This is a genomic window from Kocuria tytonicola (assembly GCF_003687175.1).
GTDB classification, from domain to species: Bacteria; Actinomycetota; Actinomycetes; order Actinomycetales; family Micrococcaceae; genus Kocuria; species Kocuria tytonicola.
The window spans coordinates 1,465,095-1,485,640 of sequence record NZ_RDEX01000001.1; the positions used below are offsets into that span (position 1 = coordinate 1,465,095).

The following is a 20,546-nucleotide window of genomic DNA, read 5'->3' on the forward strand; positions in this document are numbered from 1 at the left end:
GCGCCGGCCGAGCGGGAGCCCACGGCACCGAGGGTGAACGTGCGCCGTCCGCTCGGGGCCGCGGCCTCGGAAGAGAGCCGCTCGGGCGAGGCGGTCTCGCCCGGGCCCGTAGTGGGGCCGGGAGAGCCCGCGGAGCCGGGGGTGGCGGCGTCGTTCACCGGCCGGTCTCCGCGCCGTCCGTGGCGAGCGCGGCGGCGTCCACCTGCTGGGCGCGGACCGCGCGTCGGGCGCCGTCCTGGCGCTCCAGCACGATGCGGCGCAGACCGCTCAGCTCGGGGTCGAGGCCGTCCAGGAAGCGCTGCGCGGCGTCCACCGTGTCCTGCGCGGCGTGGCGCGGGAACAGCCCCACCGCGATCTGCTGGGCGAGCTCGTGCGTGCGCCCGCGCCACACCCCGGTGACCTCCTCGAAGTAGCGGGAGGCGTACGGGGCCACCAGGGCGTCGTCGTGCACGCGCAAGAACCCGGCGATCGCGGCCTGCTGCTGGGAGTTGGGCAGTGCGCCCTGCTCCACCACGAGCCGCCACGTCTGGGCCTTCGCCTCGGGCGTGGGGACCGCGGCCCGCGCGGTGGCGGCGGCAATGGCCCCGGTCTCGGTGTTGTCCTCGCGCAGGGCGGCGTCCACGTCCTCGGCACCGGCGCGGCCCGCGGCCACCAGGGCGGTGAGCACCGCCCACCGGGTGTCCGTGTCCAGCTCCACGCCCTCGGGAACGCCCTCGCCGCGGAAGAAGCCCGCCACGCGGTCGAGCTGCGCCTCGGTGCAGGCCCGGCGCAGGAAGGCGCGGAAGAACTGCCACTGCTGGTCCGAGCCCGCCTCGGCGGAGGACGTGAGGTCCCAGAGCGTGTCCGCGGCGGCCGCGCGCACCTCGTCCGCGTGCTCCGGGGCGAGGTAGCGGTCCAGGGCCACGTCCAGCTGGCGCAGCTGGACCTGGATGGCGGTGGAGTCCGTCTCGTGGCCCACGTTGGAGAGCACCAGGCGCACGTAGTCGCTCGCCGGGCTCACACCGTCGTGCACCGCGTCCCACGCCGCGGCCCACACCAGCGAGCGGGGCAGGGACTCCTCGAAGTCCCCAATGTGGGTCATCGCGGTCGCCAGGGAGCACTCGTCCAGGCGGATCTTGGCGTAGGCGAGGTCGTCGTCGTTGAGCAGCACGAGGTCCGGGCGCTCCCGGCCCACGAGCTGCGGGACCTCGGTGCGCTCGCCGTCCACGTCCAGCTCCACGCGGAACGTGCGGGTGAGGCGCCCGGTGTCCTCGTGGTGGTCGTAGAAGCCCACGGCCACCCGGTGCGGGCGCAGGGTGGGGTGGCCCTCCTGGCCGATCTGCTCGACGGCGAAGGACGTGATGACGCCGTCGTCGTCCGTCTCCACGCGCGGGACCAGCGTGTTCACCCCCGCGGTCTCGAGCCAGCGCTCGGACCAGTCCGTGAGGTCGCGGCCGCTCGCGGTCTCCAGCTCCACCATGAGGTCCGGGAGCTCGGTGTTGGACCACGCGTGCTTGTCGAAGTACCGGCTGAGTCCGGCCATGAACTCCTTCTGGCCCACCCACGCGACGAGCTGCTTGAGCACGGAGGCGCCCTTGGCGTAGGTGATGCCGTCGAAGTTCACGAGCACGGCCTCGAGGTCCGGGATCTCGGCCTTGATGGGGTGCGTGGTGGGCAGCTGGTCCTGCGCGTAGCCCCAGGACTTCTCACCGGCCACGAACGTGGTCCAGGCATTGGTGTACCGGGTGTTCTGCGCGCACGCCAGCGTGGACATGTACTCCGCGAAGGACTCGTTGAGCCACAGGTCGTTCCACCACCGCATGGTCACGAGGTCCCCGAACCACATGTGCGCGAGCTCGTGCAGCACGGTGATGGCGCGGCGCTCGACGAGCGCCTGGGCGGGCTTGGAGCGGAAGATGTAGGACTCCACGAACGTCACGGCGCCCGCGTTCTCCATGGCACCGGCGTTGAACTGCGGGACGAAGAGCTGGTCGTACTTCTCGAACGGGTAGGGCGTGGCGAACTGGGACTCGTAGAACTCGAAGCCCTGCTTCGTGATCTCGAACATCTCCTGCGCGTCCATGTGCTCGAACAGGGAGCGGCGTGCGAAGAGGCCCAGCTCAATGGTCCGCCCGTCCGCGGAGACCAGGCTGTCGTGCGTGCTCTGGTACGGCCCGGCCACCAGGGCGGTGACGTAGCAGGACATCACCGGGGTGGGGGAGAAGTCCCAGCGCGCCACGCCCTCGGAGACCGTCACGGGCTCGGGGGTCGGCTGGTTGGACACCACGGCCCACTCGGCGGGCGCCGTCACGGTGAAGCGGAACGTGGCCTTCAGGTCCGGCTGCTCGAACACCGGGAACATCCGCCGGGTGTCCGCCACCTCGAACTGGGAGTAGAGGTACACCTCCCCGTCCACGGGGTCCACGAAACGGTGGAGACCCTCACCCGTGTTCATGTAGTGCATGCGGGACTCCACCACGAGCTCGTTGCGCTCGGCGAGGTCGGGGAGCTGGATGCGCTCGCCGTCGCTGACCTCGGCGGGGTCCAGGGCCGTGCCGTTGAGGGTCACGGAGTCCACGGACGCGGTGATCGCGTCGATGAACGTGCTCGTCCCCGGCCCGGCGGTGAACACCACCTCGGTGCGGACGGGGAACGTCTCGGGGTCGCCCGTGAGGTCCAGCGCCACGTGGTAGGACTCCACCGAGATGTTCCGCGCGCGCTCGGCGGCCTCCGCTCGGGTCAGATTGGTTCCGGGCACGACGGCGTTCCTCTCCTCGACGACAATTCGATGCGCACGCGGCGCATCTGGCCATTATGGCAGTCGCCACACCCTGTGCACGGTTCGCGGCGGAGACCGTGGCGCACGCCGCCCCGCAGCCCCGCCGGGCCGCGGCGGACCGCCCCGGGGACGTCCGCGCGCTCCGGCGGGTCCGGTCGGCACCACCCGCGCCGCACGCACCGCCCTTACCCGTCCCGCGGGCCCGTGGGACCCGCCCCGCCGGCGCCGGGCCCGGCGCTACAGTGGGGACACATGCCGTCCGCGCGTCCCGGGTCCCCGGCGCCGCGCACCCCACCGAGGAGTTGCTGAAGAACCCATGCGCGTGCACATCGCCACCGACCACGCGGGCCTCGACCTGTCCCACCACCTCATGGCCCGGCTCACCGAGCACGGCTACGAGATGATCGACCACGGTCCCGTGGAGTACGACGCCGCGGATGACTACCCCGCCTTCTGCATCAGTGCCGCCCAGGGCGTGCGCGAGGACCGCGAGAACGGCCTGGACTCCCTCGGCATCGTGCTGGGAGGCTCCGGCAACGGGGAGCAGATGGCCGCGAACAAGGTGGCCGGCATCCGGGCGGCACTGGTGTGGAACACGGACACCGCCAAGCTCGCCCGCGAGCACAACGACGCCCAGGTGATGGCCCTCGGCGGGCGCCAGCACGAGTTCGAGGAGGCGCTCGAGCTCGCCCTCGCCTTCCTCGCGGAGCCGTTCTCCGGGGACGAGCGCCACGTGCGCCGCATCGGGCAGCTCGCCGAGTTCGAGCGCACCGGTGACATCGCGGGCAAGCTCTCCGCCGTCACGCCCCGCCCGTTCACCGCGAGCTGAGCGGAGGTCCGCGCCCGTGCCCGAGGGTCACTCCGTCCACAGACTCGCGCGTCAGATCGGCGACCTCTTCGAGGGTCAGCGGCTGCGCGTGAGCAGCCCGCAGGGGCGCTTCGCCGCCGGTGCCGCAGCCCTGGACGGCCGGGTGCTCGTGCGCTCCCGGGCGCACGGCAAGCACCTCTACCTGGACCTCGCGGCACCCGGTGACCCGCAGGACGTCCTGGTGCTGCGCTCGCACCTGGGCATCTACGGGGCCTGGAGCTTCGCAGGGGACGAGAGCTTCGCCGCGGCGTCGTCGATCGGTGCCCCGCGCCGGGTGGGGGAGCGGGAGACCGGCTCCGCGGCCACGGCGGTGGAGTACGACGACGCCGGTCGGGTCGTTCCCGACGCCCCCGTGGGTGCCGTGCGGGTCCGCCTCGCGGGCGAGCACGGCTGGGCGGACCTGCGCGGTCCCGCACTGTGCACCGCGGAGACTCCGGAGGAGGCGCGGGCCGCGGAGGCGAAGCTCGGCCCGGACCCCCTGGACCCGGACGCGGACCCCGAGCCGTTCCTCCGCACCGCGGGAAGGTCCCGGCGGCCCGTCGGCGTGCTGCTCATGGAGCAGCACGTGGTCGCGGGGATCGGCAACATCTTCCGCGCCGAGTCCCTGTTCCGCCGCGGGGTGGACCCCATGACCCCGGGTACCTCGCTCACGCGGGAGGACCTGCTGGGGCTGTGGGAGGAGAACGTGGCGCTCATGGCGGCCGGCGTGCGACTGGGGCGGATCGTCACCACGGACCCCGAGGACCGCCCGGGTGTCCCGGACACGGAGGCCTGGCCCGAGCACGCCAACTACGTCTACCACCGCCACGGGCAGCCGTGCCTGCGGTGCGGTGCCACGATCCTCAAGAAGGACCTCAACGGGCGCGGCCTGTACTGGTGCCCCGCGTGCCAGGGGTGAGGCACGGTGGGCGGTGACCGGGCGGCGTCGTGCCCCGGGGCCGGCGCGGTCCCAGGAGCAGGCTCGCTCCCACCCCTTCCGGCTGGACAGCCGGGGAAACGCAAGAACCCCGCCGCACTGCTGCGACGGGGTTCTCGGTGTTCTGCGAGGGGGCGACGGGAATCGAACCCGCGTAGCCAGTTTGGAAGACTGGGGCTCTACCATTGAGCTACGCCCCCGGGGACGTGGAAAGCGTACACGAGGCACCAGGGCCGTGCCACTCGCCCGGTGCCCTCGTGGGCCCCGGACCGCACGGTTTCCGAGCCCGGGGCCGCAACACGATAGACTGTCGTGATGTCGGCGCGCCCGCGGGTGCTCCGACGGCCCGGTTCCGCCCACGTGCGGAACCTCGCCGCGTGCCCCGGGCACGCGAGTGCGGGGTGTAGCGCAGTGGCTAGCGCGCCTGCTTTGGGAGCAGGAGATCGCAGGTTCGAGTCCTGTCACCCCGACGTCTGAACGGTGCGCCGCCCCGCGCCGCGCCGTTCGAGGACCCACCGGACCGACCCCGGTCCGTTGCCGTAAGCACCCATCGACCCCAGGAGTACAGCGGAAGTGAAGAGCGCCGTCGAGAAACTCAACCCCACCGAGGCGAAGATCACCGTTGACATCGCGTACGCGGATCTGAAGCCCTTCGTGCAGAGCACGTACCAGGAGCTGGCCAACCAGATCCAGATCCCGGGCTTCCGCAAGGGCAAGGTCCCCTCCAAGCTCATCGACCAGCGCGTGGGCTTCGATTTCGTGGTGGAGAACGCCCTGAACGAGGGCCTCAACGCCTTCTACCAGCAGGCGCTCTCGGAGAACGAGCTGACCCCGCTGTCCCAGCCCCAGGTGGAGGTGCTCTCCAAGCCGGAGGAGAACAATCGCGAGGCGGACACCAAGGTGGAGATCTCCGTGGCCATCCGCCCCGAGATCGAGCTGCCGGACTACAAGGGTCTCGAGGTCCAGGTGGAGGCCCGCGAGGCCAGCGCCGAGGACGAGCAGAAGGCCCTGGACGAGCTGCGCGCTCGCTTCGGCACGCTCAAGGCCGTGGACCGTCCCGCTGCCGAGGGTGACCACGTGACCCTGGACCTGCAGGCGCTGGTGGACGGCGACGAGGTCGACGCCGCCAACGACCTCTCCTACGAGGTGGGCTCCGGCACCATGCTCGAGGGTATCGACGAGGCCGTGACCGGTCTCTCCGCCGGCGAGGACGCCACCTTCGAGACCACGCTGGCCGGTGGCGAGCACTCCGGCGCCGAGGCGACCGTGAAGGTCAAGGTCACCGCGGTCAAGGAGCGCGAGCTGCCCGAGGCCGACGACGAGTTCGCCCAGCTGGCCTCCGAGTTCGACACCATTGCCGAGCTCAAGGAGGACCTGAAGAAGCAGGCCGCCGAGTCCGCCGTGGTGGAGCAGGGCATCGAGGCCCGCGACAAGGTGCTCGACAAGCTCGTGGAGCTCATCGAGGTTCCCGTGCCGGAGAAGGTCATCGAGGACCAGATCTCCCAGCACTTCGACTCCGAGCAGGCCCAGGCCTCCGCGGAGCCGGGCCACGACACCGAGGAGCACCGCGCCGAGGTCCGCAAGAACGCCGAGACCGCGTTCCGCAACGAGATCATCCTGGACGCCGTGGCCGAGGCCGAAGAGGTCGGCGTGGAGCAGTCCGAGCTGATCGACTACATCATCTCCATGTCCCAGCAGTACGGCATGGACCCGAACCAGTTCGCGCAGATGCTCGACGGCTCGGGCCAGGCCGGGATGATGGTGGGCGAGGTGCGCCGCCGCAAGGCCCTGGCCAAGGTCCTGGAGACCGCCAAGGTCACGGACTCCAACGGCAAGACCGTGGACCTGTCCTCCTTCGTGGGCGCGGCCGACGACGCCGAGGGCACCGAGGCTCCCGAGAGCGAGTGACCCACCCCTCCGCCCCGGCGGAGCGCGCGTGAGACGACGCCGCGGCCGCCCCTTCCCGGGGTGCGGCCGCGGCGTTTCGTCGTCCCCGGCCCACCATGCGCCACCAGCGAACAGCACGGGCTGACGGGGGTGCGCGGACGGGGCGAGCACTACGCTTCTGAGTCAGGAAATGTACGTGGGTCCGGGCTCGCGCCGCGAGCCGCTGCGACCCTTCCAGAAGAAAGAGGGCATTCATGACCTCCACTCCCATTCAGCCGTACGGTGCCGCGCCGGCCACTCCGCGCATGGAGGACATGGCACCGGGCGGGCAGGACGACTACGTCTACAACCGCCTCCTCAAGGAGCGCATCATCTGGCTGGGCTCCGAGGTGAAGGACACCAACGCCAACCTCATCTGCTCCCAGATGCTGCTGCTCTCCGCCGAGGACCCCGAGGCGGACATCTTCCTCTACATCAACTCCCCGGGCGGTTCCGTGACCGCGGGCATGGCCATCTACGACACCATGCAGCTGATCCCGAACGACGTGGTGACCGTGGCCACCGGCCTGGCGGCCTCCATGGGGCAGTTCCTGCTCTCCTCCGGAACCCCGGGCAAGCGCTACGCCACCCCGAACGCCCGGATCCTCATGCACCAGCCCTCGGGCGGCATGGGCGGCACGGCCTCGGACATCCGCGTGCAGGCGGAGCTGATCCTCTCCATGAAGCAGCGCCTCGCGGAGCTCACCGCCGAGCAGACCGGCCAGACGCTCGAGACCATCCTGCGCGACAACGACCGCGACAACTGGTTCGACGCCCAGCGCGCCCTGGAGTACGGCTTCTTCGACCACATCGCACAGTCCGCCAGTGGCGTGACCGGCGGCGGCGGGACGATGAAGGACTCGCACTAGCCACGGCCCGCACCTGCAGGCACCACTCACAGACTTCTCAGGACGGATCAATGAACTTGCCCCACGCCACTGCACCGCAGCTGCCCTCCAGCCGCTACGTGATTCCCGACTTCGAGGAACGCACCCCGTACGGCTACCGGCGGCAGAACCCGTACACCAAGCTGTTCGAGGACCGCATCATCTTCCTGGGCGTCCAGGTGGACGACACCTCCGCGGACGACATCATGGCCCAGCTGCTCGTGCTCGAGTCCCAGGACCCGGACCGGGACATCACCATGTACATCAACTCCCCGGGCGGTTCCTTCACGGCCATGACGGCCATCTACGACACCATGCAGTACATCCGCCCGGAGATCCAGACCGTGTGCCTGGGCCAGGCGGCGTCGGCCGCGTCCGTGCTGCTCGCGGGCGGCACCCCGGGCAAGCGCCTGGCGCTGCCCAACGCGCGCGTGCTGATCCACCAGCCCGCCATGGAGGGCCAGGGCGGCGGCCAGGCCTCGGACATCGAGATCCAGGCCAACGAGATCATGCGCATGCGCACGTGGCTCGAGGAGACCATGGCGCTGCACACGGACAAGCCCGCCGAGCAGATCAACCGCGACATCGAGCGCGACAAGATCCTCACCGCGGCCGAGGCCAAGGACTACGGCATCATCGACCAGGTCCTGGACTCCCGCAAGATCAACAAGCCCGCCACGGTCACCCAGGCCTGAGCGGACACGAGCACTACGCGCGCGGCCACGCCCCACCACCCCGGTGGGCCGTGGCCGCGCGCGTGCCCACGAGGATTCGGCGTGCCGCGAGCCGCTCGCCTAGAGTGGTCCCAGCACCCGCCACGACGAACTGTGAGGCTGACACATGGCGCGCATCGGAGAGAGCGTTGACCTGCTCAAATGCTCCTTCTGTGGCAAGAGCCAGAAGCAGGTGCGCAAGCTGATCGCGGGCCCCCGGGTCTACATCTGCGACGAGTGCATCGAGCTGTGCAACGAGATCATCGAGGAGGAGCTCACCGAGGTCGCGGAGACGGACCAGACGGAGCTTCCCCGCCCGCAGCAGATCTACGACCACCTCCAGGAGTACGTGATCGGCCAGGAGCCCGCCAAGCGGGCGCTGGCGGTGGCGGTCTACAACCACTACAAGCGCATCCGCGCGGGCGTCTCCGGGCACACGCTGTCCCTGGCCGGTGCCGAGGGGGACGAGGAGGCCATCGAGGTCGCCAAGTCCAACATCCTGCTGGTGGGCCCCACCGGCTCCGGCAAGACCTACCTCGCGCAGTCGCTCGCCAAGAAGCTGGACGTGCCGTTCGCGGTGGCGGACGCCACGTCCCTGACGGAAGCGGGGTACGTCGGTGAAGACGTGGAGAACATTCTTCTCAAACTCATCCAGGCCGCTGATTTCGATCTCAAGAAGGCGGAGCAGGGGATTATTTACATCGACGAGATCGACAAGATTTCGCGTAAGTCGGAGAACCCCTCGATCACGCGCGACGTATCGGGCGAAGGGGTCCAGCAGGCGCTCCTGAAGATCCTGGAGGGCACGGTGGCGTCCGTGCCGCCGCAGGGCGGCCGCAAGCACCCGCAGCAGGAGTTCCTGCACCTGGACACCACCAACGTGCTGTTCATCGTGGCGGGAGCGTTCGCGGGTCTCGAGGAGATCGTGCAGCAGCGCACGGGCAAGAAGGGCATCGGCTTCGGAGCGCCCATCAAGGACACCAGCGAGGTGGACATCGCCGGGCAGGTCCAGCCCGAGGATCTGCTCAAGTTCGGCCTCATCCCCGAGTTCATCGGCCGCCTGCCCGTGGTGACCACGCTGTCCAAGCTGTCCGTGGCGGACATGGTGCGGATCCTCACCGAGCCCCGCAACGCCCTGGTCAAGCAGTACCGCAAGCTCTTCCAGCTGGACGGCGTGGAGCTCACGTTCGACCCCCAGGCCCTGGAGGCCATTGCCGAGCTCGCGCTAGAGCGCGGCACGGGTGCCCGCGGTCTGCGCGCGATCCTCGAGGACATCCTCATGCCCGTGATGTTCGACCTGCCGGGCCGGGACGACATCGCCGCGGTGCTCGTCACCGAGGACGCCGTGACGAAGCTCGCTGACCCCGAAATCTTCACGCACGAGATGATCGAGGCCGAGCGGCGTCGTCACAAGTCCGCGTGAGGCCGTAGCGAACGCACGAAAGGACCTCTCATGGCAGAGAAGCAGCACGTCGACTTCTGGTTCGACCCCCTGTGCCCGTGGGCATGGATGACTTCCCGCTGGATGGAGGAGGTCGTGCGCGTCCGTGACGTGGAGGTGGACTGGAAGATCATCTCCCTGGGCATCCTCAACGAGGACAACCCGGACAACCACCACCACGGCCACGAGGAGTCCATGTGGCTCGTGCGCGTGGTGGAGGCCGCCGCGCAGCAGCACGGGGACGAGTACCGCAAGAAGCTCTACGACGCGATGGGCACGCGCCGCCACCCCGGCGGCGTGGAGGACCTGGAGCAGATCATCACCGAGTCCCTCGCGGAGGTCGGCCTGCCCGCGGACCTCGCGGCGGCCAAGGACTCCACGGAGTACGACGCCGCCCTGCGCGCCTCCACGGACGAGGCACGGGCCGTCGCGGGCCGGGACATCGGCACCCCGTGCATTGCCGTGAACGGCGTGGGCTTCTTCGGTCCCGTGTTCACTCCCGCGCCCAAGGGCGAGGAGGCCGGCCAGGTCTGGGACGGTGCGCTCGCACTGGCGTCCTACCCCGGGTTCTACGAGCTCAAGCGCGGCCGCGAGAAGGGCCCGGACTTCAGCTGACCCTCCCGGTGTGGCCGGTACGTCTCACGGCGCCCCGCCCCAGGGCAGCGGAAACCCCGCCCCGGTGCTCCCTCGAAAGCGCCCGGGCGGGGTTTCGTCGTGGGTGGAGCCGCCGCCCTGCCGTCATCTCCCGGCGGGGCAGTCCGCGCCGCCGCAGCCGCTGCCGGGATCACGGGTGAAGGTGTCGGTGAGGGCCACCACGGCGTCGGCGAAGGCCTGCGGCTGCGCGTTCATGACGTTGTGGGCGGCGCCCGGGATGATCCGCTCGGCCGGGTGCCCGAGCCTGTCCCGGGTGTCCTGCAGGGAACCGCCGGAGCGCTCGTCCTCCGCGCCCCAGATGATGGCGCGGGGAACGGCGATCGCGCGGGTCTGCTCCGGTTCCAGGTGCAGGATGCCGCTGCGTCCTGCCGAGCCCAGCAACGCGTGCTCCATCGAGCCCTGGGTCATCGGGCGCAGCCAGGCGCGGGCCAGGTCGGCCCCGGCCTCGCCGTCGAAGGCGGTGCAGGCCGAGCCGCAGGAGCGCGCCAGCGCCGAACGGTCCAGCCAGGTCCACCGGGTGACGATCCGGTAGACGCTCGTGGTGTGGGGCAGCCGGGCGATCCGTGCGCGCCAGGTGCCGTCACCCAGGTGGAGGTCCTGGGCGTCGCCGTCCGCGAAGACCACGCCGCCCACCAGCTCCGGGTGCCACAGGGCGGTGCCGCCCGCCACCGCTGCTCCCAGCGAGTGACCGACGACCACGGGGCGCCGCAGGCCCAGGGAACGGATGGTGTCCGCCACGAGGTCCGCCTGGGAGCGCAGGTTCTCGGTGTCCCCGCCGCGGGTGTAGCCGACACCGGGCAGGTCCAGGGCGTACACCTCGCGGCCCTGCGCGGCGATCAGGGGCGCCGTGGCGCGGAACGCGACCGTGGACTCCGCGAACCCCGGCAGCAGGACCACGGGCGCGGCGGCCGCGGAGGTGCTTCCGGCCGGGGCGGCCCAGTGCTCGTAGTGCACGGCGGCCCCGTCCACCTGGGTGTACGCACCCGCGTCGGGGTCGAGGGTTTCGGGCGGGGTGGTCAGGGTGTTGCCCACCACACTCGCCGCGGTCAGCACCAGCAGGGCCACGAGCACCCCGACCACAGCCCGGCGCAGGAGTCGTGTCCAGCGGCCGGGCCGGCGCGATCCCCGGCCGCGGTTCCCCCTCGCCGCTGCGGTGGAGGGGGATCCGCCTGACCGGGACGCGGCGGTGCCCCGCGTCGTCGTGGTCGCGGAGCCGCGCCCGGCCGCCACGGTGGATCAGCCCTGCTCGGTCTGCTCCAGGACCACGTCGCTCACCGCGAGCTCGCCCTCGGCGGCCGAGAGCGTGAGGTCCGCGGCGTTGCCCGCCGCCAGGAGGTCCTCGAGGCCCGCGCGCAGCTGCTCGAGCTGGGCTGCGGGGGCGCAGACCGTGGCGGAGGTGACGGCGGTGCGCTGCTTGACCTTGGCCTCGGACTTGGACTTGCGCAGCCCGGACAGCGCCTCGCCCACGACGGTGAGGACCTCCGGGTCGCCCTGTTCGGCGAGTGCCGCCCAGCCGTCCGTGACGGGCCAGGTGGCGTGGTGCACCGAGCCGGTGCGCCACCAGGACCACACCTCCTCGGTGGCGAAGGGCAGGAACGGCGCGAACAGCCGCAGCACGGTGTCCAGCGTGGTGGCCAGCGCGGCGTGCACGGACGCCTGGGCGGCCTCGCCGCGGGAGCCGTACGCGCGGTCCTTCACGAGCTCCACGTAGTCGTCCGTGAACGTCCAGAAGAAGGACTCGATCAGCTGCAGCGCGCGGGCGTACTCGTACTCCCGGAACGCCGCGGTGGCGCGCTCCACCACGGTGGCCAGCTGGGCCAGCAGGGAGCGGTCCAGGCCGTTGACCACCACGGAGCCGTCCGTGCCGGAGCCCAGCACCGAGGCCTCGGTGACGCCCTGGGCCAGCACGAACTTGGAGGCGTTGAGCAGCTTGATGGCCAGGCGGCGCCCGATCTTCATCTGCCCCTCGTCGTACGCGGTGTCCGCGCCCAGGCGGGCTGAGGCGGCCCAGTAGCGCACGGCGTCCGCGCCGTACTTCTCCAGCACGTCCGTGGGGACCACCACGTTGCCCTTGGACTTGGACATCTTCTTGCGGTCCGGGTCCAGGATCCACCCGGACAGCGCCGTGTTGGCCCACGGCACGGAACCAGCGAGCGTCTCGGCGCGCACCACGGTGGAGAACAGCCACGTGCGGATGATGTCGTGGCCCTGCGGGCGCAGGTCCATGGGGAAGGTCTTGGCGTGCAGGTCCTCGTCCACGCCCCAGCCCGTGGCGATCTGCGGGGTCAGGGAGGAGGTGGCCCACGTGTCCAGCACGTCCGGGTCCGCCATGAACCCGCCCGGCTGGTCCCGCTGCTCCTCGGTGTAGCCCGGAGCGGTGTCCGCGGCGGGGTCCACCGGCAGCTGCTCGGGGGAGGGCAGCACGGGGTGCTCGTAGTCCGGCTCGCCGGAGGCGTCCAGCGGGTACCAGACCGGGAAGGGCACGCCGAAGAAGCGCTGGCGCGAGATCAGCCAGTCCCCGTTGAGACCCTCGATCCAGTTCTCGTAGCGCGAGCGCATGAACGAGGGGTGCCAGGACATCTCCCGGCCGCGCTGGATCAGCACGTCACGGCGCTCGGCGTCCCGGCCGCCGTTGCGGATGTACCACTGGCGGGAGGTGACCACCTCGAGGGGCTTGTCGCCCTTCTCGTAGAAGTTCACGGGGTGCATGATCTTCTTCGGCTCGCCGTCCAGGTCCCCGGACTCGCGCAGCATGTCCACCACGGCCTTCTGCGCGGAGAACACCGTCTTGCCGGCCACCTCCGCGTAGCGCTCAGCGGGGGCGCCGTCCGCGATCCACTCGGGCTGCTCGGCCTGTAAGCGGCCGTCGCGCCCGATCAGGGCGCGGGTGGGCAGGTCCAGCTCACGCCACCAGGTGACGTCCGTGAGGTCGCCGAACGTGCAGATCATGGCGATGCCCGAGCCCTTGTCCGGCTTGGCCAGCGGGTGCGCCTTGACCTCCACCTCCACGTCGAACAGCGGGGAGCGCACCGTGGTGCCGAACAGGTGCTGGTAGCGCTCGTCGTCCGGGTGGGCCACCAGGGCCACGCACGCGGGCAGCAGCTCGGGGCGGGTGGTCTCGATGAAGACCTTCTCGCCGTCCGGGCGGTGGAACGAGACGCGGTGGTAGGCGCCCTCTCGCTCGCGGTCCTCCAGCTCTGCCTGGGCCACGGCGGTGCGGAAGGTCACGTCCCACATGGTGGGGGCCTCGGCCATGTAGGCGTTGCCGGCCTCGTAGTCCTTCAGGAACGCGAGCTGCGAGACCTTGCGGGAGTGGGCGTCGATGGTGCGGTAGGTGCGGTTCCAGTCCACGGACAGGCCCAGGGTGGAGAACAGGTGCTCGAACACCTTCTCGTCCTCCACGGCGAGCTCTTCGCACAGCTCGATGAAGTTCTGGCGGGAGACCACGTCCCAGTCCCGCTGGTTCTTGGCGGGCTTCTCCGGCGGCCGGTAGCCCTCGACGTACGGCCTGCCCGGCTCGCAGCGCACGCCGTAGTAGTTCTGCACGCGGCGCTCGGTGGGCAGGCCGTTGTCGTCCCAGCCCAGCGGGTAGAACACGTTCTTGCCGCTCATGCGCTGGTAGCGCGCGATCACGTCCGTCTGCGTGTAGGAGAACATGTGTCCCACGTGCAGGGAGCCGGACGCCGTGGGCGGGGGAGTGTCGATCGAGTACACGGACTCCCGGTCCGTGTCCTCGCGGAACGCGTAGGTCCCGTTCTCGCGCCACAGGGTGGCGTACTTCTCCTCCAGGCCCTCCAGTGCGGGCTTCTCGGGAACGGTCACCGCGGCAGTGGTCGCTGCGTGGTCAGGGGTCTCGGGCGTGTCTGTACCCGTCGTCTCATGTGCCATGCCGCCAGTCTCTCACGAGCGTTTCCACCCGCTCCAACCGCCGTACGACGACGCCGCCCGCTCGCCTGCGCGCCTCCGGGAGCGATCCGCGCGGGGTGGCTGGGGGCGTGGAGGCGGCGGGGGGCCGGGTCCGCGGAACCCGGCCCGGGCGGCGTCGTGCTCCGTAGACTCGGGGCCATGACTCAGAACACAGCATCGAGGTATCCCGCGCCGCACGCCCTGGGCGCGGGGAAAGTGGCCGTGGTCTCCGGGGCCTCCACGGGAATCGGGGAGGCCACGGTGCGGCGGCTGCGCGCGAGCGGGTGGACCGTGTACGCGGTGGCCCGCCGGGCCGAGCGGCTCGCGGCGCTCGCCGAGCAGACGGGCGCGGTGCCCGTGCCCACGGACGTGACCGAGCAGGGGCAGGTGGACGCGCTGCGGGACCGGGTGCTCGGGGAGCAGGGGACCGTGGACGCGGTGCTCAACATCTCCGGCGGGGCGCGCGGCACGGACTCCGTGCTGGACGCGGACGTGGCCGGCTGGCAGTGGATGTACGAGGTGAACGTGCTGGGCACCCTGCGGGTGACCCGTGCGTTCCTCCCGGCCCTGCGCGCGAACGGGGAGGGCACCGTGCTGAACCTCACGTCCCTGGCCGCGTGGCGCGCGTACGAGGGCGGCGCCGGGTACAACGCCGCCAAGCACGCCGAGCGCGCGATGACCGAGGCGCTGCGGCTGGAGGAGGCCGAGCACAACGTGCGGGTGGTCGAGATCGCGCCCGGTCTCGTGCGCACCCCGGAGTTCTCGCTCAACCGGCTGGACGGGGACGAGGAGCGGGCCGAGCAGGTCTACGCGGGGGTCGAGAAGCCGCTCACGGGCGAGGACGTGGCCGAGGTGTGCGCGTTCGCGGTGGAGCTGCCGCACCACGTGGACATCGACACCCTCACCCTCAAGCCCGTGGCCCAGGCTGCCGCGCACAAGGTGATTCGCACCACGCCCTGAGCGGGGGCGCCGTGCGCCCCGGCGGAGAGCGGGCACGGGGACCGGAAGCCCGCTTGCGACCGGCCGTTCGGGTGAATTAGGTTAGGCAAGCCTTATCAAATTCATTGCTCGAGGAGAGCCCATGTCCCGCGACTCGTCCCAGCCCCGCCCGCGTCAGCTCGACCGCCGCACCCTGCTCGGCTCAGGCCTTGCCCTCGCCTCCCTCGTGGGGCTCACGGCCTGCTCCACCGGTTCCCGGGACGGCGGCGGCTCCGGCGGCACTACGGGTGCCACGGCCTCCTCGACCCCCACCGACACCTTCCCGGTGACGGTGAAGCACGCCCTGGGCTCCACCACCGTGGAGAAGGCCCCCGAGCGCGTGGTCTGCGTGGGTGCCAGCAACACCCAGGACTTCGTGGCCGCGCTCGGTGTGGTCCCCGTGGGCATGACCAAGGTCGCGTGGGGCGGCAACGACAAGGGCTCCACCGACTGGTTCGACGCCAAGGTCTCCGAGCTGGGCGGGCAGAGCCCCCAGACCATGGACGAGTCCGACGGGATCAACTTCACGGACCTCGCCCAGCTCAGCCCGGACCTGATCATCGCGGTGAACTCCGGGGTGACCAAGGAGGAGTACGGGCGGCTCACCAAGATCGCCCCCGTGGTGGCCTACCCCACGGGCCCGTGGGTGAACTCGTGGCAGGACATGCAGCGGCTCACCGCGCAGGCCCTGGGGCGCGCGCAGGCCGGAGAGGACCTCGTGTCCCAGACCGAGAAGCTCATCCGCGAGCGCTCCGAGGACCTGGGCGGCGCCAAGGGCAAGACCTTCATCTACGGGGACGTCACCCAGTCCCTGGGCTTCTACGGCCCTTCGGACGGGCGCCCCCGCTTCCTCACCGAGCTGGGTCTGAGCCTGGCCCCGGTGGTGAAGGAGAACATCTCGGAGAAGGAGTTCTGGCGCGAGTGGCCCAAGGAGCGCGCGGACGAGCTGCGCAGCGACCTGTTCGTGGCCGCAGCGGAGGACGACGCCCAGGCCGAGACGTTCCGCACGGACTCCGTGCTCAAGACCATTCCCGCGATCGCGGCCGGCCACGGGCTGTTCCTCACGAGCAAGCAGGACGTGCTCTCGGGCTACTCGTCCTCCCCGCTGTCCCTGCCGCACGCCCTGGACACCCACGTCCCGGCGATCAAGAACGCGCTGGGGGCCTAGCCTCCGTGGCCCCGAGCAGCACCCCCGCGCCCGCCGACGCCCCGAGCCCCGTCCGCACGGACCACTTCGCCCGTGCGGACCACTTCGCCCGTGCGGGGCGCCCGGGGCGTCGGGCCGTGCCGTGGCTCGTGCTCGGCGTGCTGCTCGTGCTCTCGGTGCTCCTCTCGGTCTCGTGCGGCTCCCGCCCGATCGACCTCGGGAGCACGTGGCGGGTGGTGCCGAGCGTGTTCGGGGGTGACCCGGGCTCCGTTCCGGGCGTTCCCGCGCTCGACGGCGCCGTGGTGGAGTCCCGCGTGTGGCGCACCGCCGCCGGGCTGCTCACCGGGACCGCGCTCGCGGTTGCGGGGGCCCTGCTGCAGGGGGCCACGCGCAATCCGCTGGGGGACCCCGGGATCCTGGGGCTGACCGCGGGTGCCGCGTTCGCGGTGGTGCTCGGTGGGGCCGCATTCGGGCTCTCAGGGGTCACGCACCAGCTGTGGCTCGCGGCCCTCGGCTCCGCCGTGGCCATGGTCGCGATCTACGCCCTGGCCGCCGCGGCGCGCGGCGGGGCCCGGCCCGTGACCCTCGCGCTCACGGGTGCGGCCGTCTCCGCCGGGCTCACGGCGCTCACGAGCGCGATCCTGCTGAGCCACCAGGCCACCTTCGACACGTTCCGCCGCTGGCAGGTGGGGGAGCTGACCCGCCCGGACGGCACCTTCCTCGTCGCGGCAACCCCCGTGATTCTCGTCGGCCTCGTGCTGGGATGCTCGCTGGCCCGCTCCCTGGACACCCTCGTGCTCGGCGACGCGCTGGGCCGCGGCCTCGGCACCCACCCCGCCCTGACGCGCTCGCTCGCCGGGGTGGCCGTGGTGCTGCTCGCCGGGACCTCCACCGCACTCGTGGGCCCGCTCGTGTTCTGCGGCCTGCTGGTGCCACACGCGGTGCGCGTGCTCGTGGGCGTCTCCTACCGCAGGGTGCTCCCGGCATGTCTGTTTGCGGGCCCGTTCATCGTGCTGGTCTCGGACGTCGTTGCCCGGGTGCTCGTGCCGGACCGCGAGATCCAGGTGGGGATCGCCCTCGTCGTCATCGGCGCGCCCGCACTCGTGGCTGTGCTGCGCGGGAAGACGGTGAGCGCATGAGCGCCCCCACTGTCCCGGCCCCTCTCACTCCGGCGGCACCGTCCACCGGGACGCTCGCCGCCGTGCAGGCGGGCCGCACCCGGTCACGACGCCGCACGCGCCGCCTCACGCTCGGACTGCTCGCTGTGCTGCTCGTGGCCGCCTTCGCCCGGGTGGCACTGGGCAAGTACGTGGTGGCTGTGCCGGACCTGCTCGCGGTCCTGGCCCACGACTACACCGGACCCGCCGACTACATCGTGTGGCAGATCACCCTGCCGCGCACCGTGCTGGGGATCCTCACCGGCATGGCGTTCGGCCTCGCGGGCCACCTGTTCCAGCGCGTGCTGCGCAACCCCCTGGCGTCACCGGACATCATGGGCGTCTCCTCCGGGGCGGGGCTCGGCGCCGTGGTGGCCATCACCGTCTTCGGCCTCTCCGGGCCGGCCGTGACGCTGAGCTCCCTCGTGGGCGGGATCGGCCTCATGGCCGCGGTGGTGCTCGCGGCGGGCGGCACGCACGCCAACATCGGCAAGCTCGTGCTCACCGGAGTGGCCGGCGGCGCGCTCACCGGTGGTGCCATCAACGCCGTGCTCACGCGCGCGGACATCTACGCCGCGCAGGACGCCATGCAGTGGCTCACCGGCTCCCTGAACGCCGCCTCCTGGGAGGACATCGCCCGCGTGGCGGTGTGCCTGCTCGTGCTGCTGCCCGTGTGCGCGTGGCTCGCCCCGTCCGTGGACGCCCTCGGCACCGGGGACGCGCTCGCGGCCGGTCTGGGCGTGAGGGTGCAGGGCGTGCGGATCACCGCCCTCGCGCTCGCCGTGGTGCTCGTGGCCGTGGCGGCCTCCACCGTGGGCCCCGTGGCGTTCGTCTCGTTCATGGCCGCGCCCATTGCCCGGGGGCTGGGCGGGGGAGCGGGCCACGCCCACCACGCCGCCCTCGTGGGCGCGGTGCTCATGGTGGTCTCGGACTACGTGGCGGCCGAGGCCATTCCGGACCTCGCCCTGCCCGTGGGCGTGGTCACCGCCGCGGCGGGAGCGCCCGTGCTGCTGTGGCTGCTCATCGGACGCGGAAAGGCGGAGGCATGACCACCGACGACAAGGACCGGGACACCGTGACCGAGAACTCCCCACGCACCACCGCGACCCCGCACGCACCGGACGGTCCCGCGCGGGCCGGGTGGGCGGCGTCGTCGCCCGAGATGTCCGTGCGGCACCTGGAGGTGGGCTACGGCGGGGCCCCCGTGCTGCGGGACGTGAGCGTCACGTTCCCGGCGGGGCGGGTCACCGCGCTCGTGGGCGCGAACGGCTGCGGGAAGTCCACGCTGCTCAAGACCTGCGCGCGGCAGCTCACTCCAGCCTCCGGTGAGGTCCTGGTGGGGGGAGAGGACGTGCGCGGCTGGCACCGCACGCGCTTCGCCCGCACCGTGGGCTTCCTGCCGCAGGACCCGGTGGCACCGGAGGGCGTGAGCGTGCGGGAGCTCGTCTCCCGGGGCCGCCACCCCCACCGCGGGGCGTTCGGCCGCTGGCGCGCCCAGGACGACGCCGCCGTGGCCGAGGCGCTCGAGCTCACCGGCCTGCGCGAGCTGGTGGACCGGCAGGTCACCGACCTCTCCGGCGGGCAGCGCCAGCGCGTGTGGATCGCGCTCGCCCTGGCCCAGCAGACGGACGTGCTGCTGCTGGACGAGCCCACCACCTACCTGGACATCGCCCGGCAGGTGGAGATCCTGGACATCCTGGGGCAGCTGCAGCGTGCGCGGGGGATCACCCTGGTGATGGTGCTGCACGAGCTGTCCCTGGCCGCGCGCTGCGCGGACGTGCTCGTGGCCCTCAAGGACGGGGTGGTGGTGGCCCAGGGCACCGCCGCCGAGGTGATGACCGACGCCACGGTGGGCCACGTGTTCGACATGCGCGCCCGCGTGCTGCACGACCGCGTGACCGACGCGCGCGTGGTCATCCCCCTCTCCACGGGCGCTGCGCGCCCCGGCGCATCGGACGGATCCCCGGTGGCGTCGCAGCCCGGACCCGTGCCGGTGCCCTCCGCCCCGTGCGCCGACGCACCCCCGGGGCGGACCCCGGAAGCACCGTCCCCCATCCGAGCCGACGACCACGAGGTGTCCTCATGACCCAGCTGGCGTGCGTGAACGCCACGGTGACAGCGCGCGAGATGCTCAGCGAGCACCTGGTGCGGGTGCGTGTGGCGGGAGAGGCCCTGCGGGAGCTGCCGTGGGGCGCCCAGGGCCCCGGTCCGCGCGCGGACTCCTACATCAAGGTGCTGATCCCGCCCACCCGCGGCGGCTCCGTGGCCGTGGACGTCTCCGACATGGCCCGGTGGCGCCGCGAGTTCATGGCCGCCCCGCCCGAGAGCTCCGGCTGGATGCGCACGTACACCGTGCGCGACGCCGCCACAGTGGACCTCGCGGGGACCACCGTCCCCGAGCTGGCCATCGACGTGGTGCTCCACGAGGACCCCGAGCACGGGATGGGCCCGGGAGCCGCGTGGGGAGACACCGTGCGGGAGGGGGACACCGCCCAGCTGCTCGTGCCCGCTGGGGACGGATCGTGGTGGGCCGCGTGGGACGAGCGCCGTGCGGCCGGCCAGGACGTGGTGGTCGCCGGGGACGAGACCGCGCTTCCCGCGATCTCCGCGATCGTGGACGGCATCGAGCAGGGGGTGCGGGTCAACCACCCCGCGGACACCCCCTACGTTCCCCCGCGCACCGTCACGGTGGCCGTGGAGGTCCCCGCTGAGGGCGACGCCGTGGCGGCCGCCGGTCCGCGCGCGCTGGCCCGTGCGGCGTCGTCCGCGGACGGCACCGAGCTGGACGTGGTCCTGGAGGGCGGCACCGAGCTGCGCTGGACGTGGCTGCCGCGCGGGGCGCGCGACCGCAACCTGGAGCTGGAGCTGTGGCTGTGGGAGCGGCTCTCGGAGCACGCCCGCAGGCACTGGGCCGCGGGGCACACCGAGCTGTCCTGGTGGCAGGACGAGAGCGAGTTCGTGTGGAACACGGCGCGCTCCGAGGGGCGGGGGACCTACTGGTTCCTGGCCGCGGAGTCCTCCGCCGTGAAGTCCATGCGCCGGATGTGCGTGAGCGGCGGGGTGCCCAAGACGGACATCTCCTTCATGGGCTACTGGAAGCAGGGCACCGCCACCGAGTGAGGCACCGCCGCGGGCCCGTGTGACGCCCGTGTGACAGCCCGGGCAGTGTGAGCGGGGACCGTGCGTAGCATGGCG

General features: G+C 71.8%; 16 protein-coding genes and 2 tRNA genes. 14 read left to right on the forward strand and 4 right to left on the reverse strand.

What is annotated here, in order from left to right; all coding sequences use genetic code 11:
* Positions 1–154 precede the first annotated feature (154 nt).
* A complete protein-coding gene (gene pepN, locus EAE32_RS06695; RefSeq protein ID WP_121864552.1) occupies positions 155–2,737 on the reverse strand; it encodes an aminopeptidase N in 2,583 nt (860 codons plus the stop codon).
* 337 nt (positions 2,738–3,074) lie between these two features.
* Between pepN and EAE32_RS06700 the strand changes: the two genes are divergently transcribed.
* Positions 3,075–3,587 (forward strand): ribose-5-phosphate isomerase, encoded by a 513-nt coding sequence (locus EAE32_RS06700; RefSeq protein WP_121844964.1) that lies wholly within the window; start codon positions 3,075–3,077, stop codon positions 3,585–3,587.
* A 16-nt stretch (positions 3,588–3,603) separates the two neighbouring features.
* Positions 3,604–4,524 (forward strand): Fpg/Nei family DNA glycosylase, encoded by a 921-nt coding sequence (locus tag EAE32_RS06705; RefSeq protein WP_121864553.1) that lies wholly within the window; start codon positions 3,604–3,606, stop codon positions 4,522–4,524.
* 147 nt (positions 4,525–4,671) lie between these two features.
* Here the strand turns inward: EAE32_RS06705 and EAE32_RS06710 are convergent.
* Positions 4,672–4,742, reverse strand: a tRNA-Gly gene (locus EAE32_RS06710).
* 197 nt (positions 4,743–4,939) lie between these two features.
* On the opposite strand from EAE32_RS06710, the gene EAE32_RS06715 reads away from it, so the two are divergent.
* The 6 genes from EAE32_RS06715 (at position 4,940) to EAE32_RS06740 (ending at position 10,124) form a co-directional block, all read left to right on the forward strand.
* Positions 4,940–5,012, forward strand: a tRNA-Pro gene (locus EAE32_RS06715).
* A gap of 103 nt (positions 5,013–5,115) precedes the next feature.
* On the forward strand, positions 5,116–6,450 hold the full coding sequence (tig, locus tag EAE32_RS06720) for a trigger factor (protein ID WP_121844962.1): 1,335 nt from the start codon (positions 5,116–5,118) through the stop codon (positions 6,448–6,450).
* Between the two features lie 233 nt (positions 6,451–6,683).
* On the forward strand, positions 6,684–7,337 hold the full coding sequence (locus EAE32_RS06725; protein ID WP_121864554.1) for an ATP-dependent Clp protease proteolytic subunit: 654 nt from the start codon (positions 6,684–6,686) through the stop codon (positions 7,335–7,337).
* Between the two features lie 50 nt (positions 7,338–7,387).
* On the forward strand, positions 7,388–8,050 hold the full coding sequence (locus EAE32_RS06730; RefSeq protein ID WP_121844960.1) for an ATP-dependent Clp protease proteolytic subunit: 663 nt from the start codon (positions 7,388–7,390) through the stop codon (positions 8,048–8,050).
* 145 nt (positions 8,051–8,195) lie between these two features.
* Positions 8,196–9,491 carry an ATP-dependent Clp protease ATP-binding subunit ClpX gene (clpX, locus tag EAE32_RS06735; protein WP_121844959.1) on the forward strand — a complete coding sequence of 432 codons (1,296 nt, stop codon included), beginning with the start codon at positions 8,196–8,198 and terminating at the stop codon, positions 9,489–9,491.
* Positions 9,492–9,521: 30 nt separating this feature from the next.
* Positions 9,522–10,124, forward strand: coding sequence for a mycothiol-dependent nitroreductase Rv2466c family protein (locus EAE32_RS06740; RefSeq protein ID WP_121844958.1), 603 nt, complete (start codon positions 9,522–9,524; stop codon positions 10,122–10,124).
* 123 nt (positions 10,125–10,247) lie between these two features.
* Here EAE32_RS06740 and EAE32_RS06745 read toward each other — a convergent pair whose 3' ends face one another.
* Both EAE32_RS06745 and valS read right to left on the reverse strand, forming a co-directional pair.
* Positions 10,248–11,228 (reverse strand): alpha/beta fold hydrolase, encoded by a 981-nt coding sequence (locus EAE32_RS06745; RefSeq protein WP_165860460.1) that lies wholly within the window; start codon positions 11,226–11,228, stop codon positions 10,248–10,250.
* A gap of 171 nt (positions 11,229–11,399) precedes the next feature.
* On the reverse strand, positions 11,400–14,051 hold the full coding sequence (gene valS, locus EAE32_RS06750; protein WP_121864556.1) for a valine--tRNA ligase: 2,652 nt from the start codon (positions 14,049–14,051) through the stop codon (positions 11,400–11,402).
* 177 nt (positions 14,052–14,228) lie between these two features.
* Between valS and EAE32_RS06755 the strand changes: the two genes are divergently transcribed.
* From EAE32_RS06755 to EAE32_RS06780, 6 genes are all read left to right on the forward strand, one after another.
* Positions 14,229–15,029: an SDR family oxidoreductase gene (locus tag EAE32_RS06755; RefSeq protein ID WP_121864557.1), complete on the forward strand. Its 801-nt coding sequence runs from the start codon at positions 14,229–14,231 to the stop codon at positions 15,027–15,029.
* A 121-nt stretch (positions 15,030–15,150) separates the two neighbouring features.
* Positions 15,151–16,215 (forward strand): ABC transporter substrate-binding protein, encoded by a 1,065-nt coding sequence (locus EAE32_RS06760; protein ID WP_121864558.1) that lies wholly within the window; start codon positions 15,151–15,153, stop codon positions 16,213–16,215.
* Between the two features lie 5 nt (positions 16,216–16,220).
* Entirely contained in the window at positions 16,221–17,333 is a 1,113-nt protein-coding gene (locus EAE32_RS06765; RefSeq protein WP_121864559.1) for a FecCD family ABC transporter permease, read from the forward strand.
* Positions 17,330–18,400 (forward strand): FecCD family ABC transporter permease, encoded by a 1,071-nt coding sequence (locus EAE32_RS06770; protein ID WP_121844952.1) that lies wholly within the window; start codon positions 17,330–17,332, stop codon positions 18,398–18,400. The genes EAE32_RS06765 and EAE32_RS06770 overlap by 4 nt, the downstream gene beginning before the upstream one ends.
* A 113-nt stretch (positions 18,401–18,513) precedes the next feature.
* Positions 18,514–19,437, forward strand: coding sequence for an ABC transporter ATP-binding protein (locus EAE32_RS06775; RefSeq protein WP_424321737.1), 924 nt, complete (start codon positions 18,514–18,516; stop codon positions 19,435–19,437).
* Positions 19,434–20,471 carry a siderophore-interacting protein gene (locus EAE32_RS06780; RefSeq protein ID WP_121844950.1) on the forward strand — a complete coding sequence of 346 codons (1,038 nt, stop codon included), beginning with the start codon at positions 19,434–19,436 and terminating at the stop codon, positions 20,469–20,471. The genes EAE32_RS06775 and EAE32_RS06780 overlap by 4 nt, the downstream gene beginning before the upstream one ends.
* Positions 20,472–20,546: the final 75 nt, after the last annotated feature.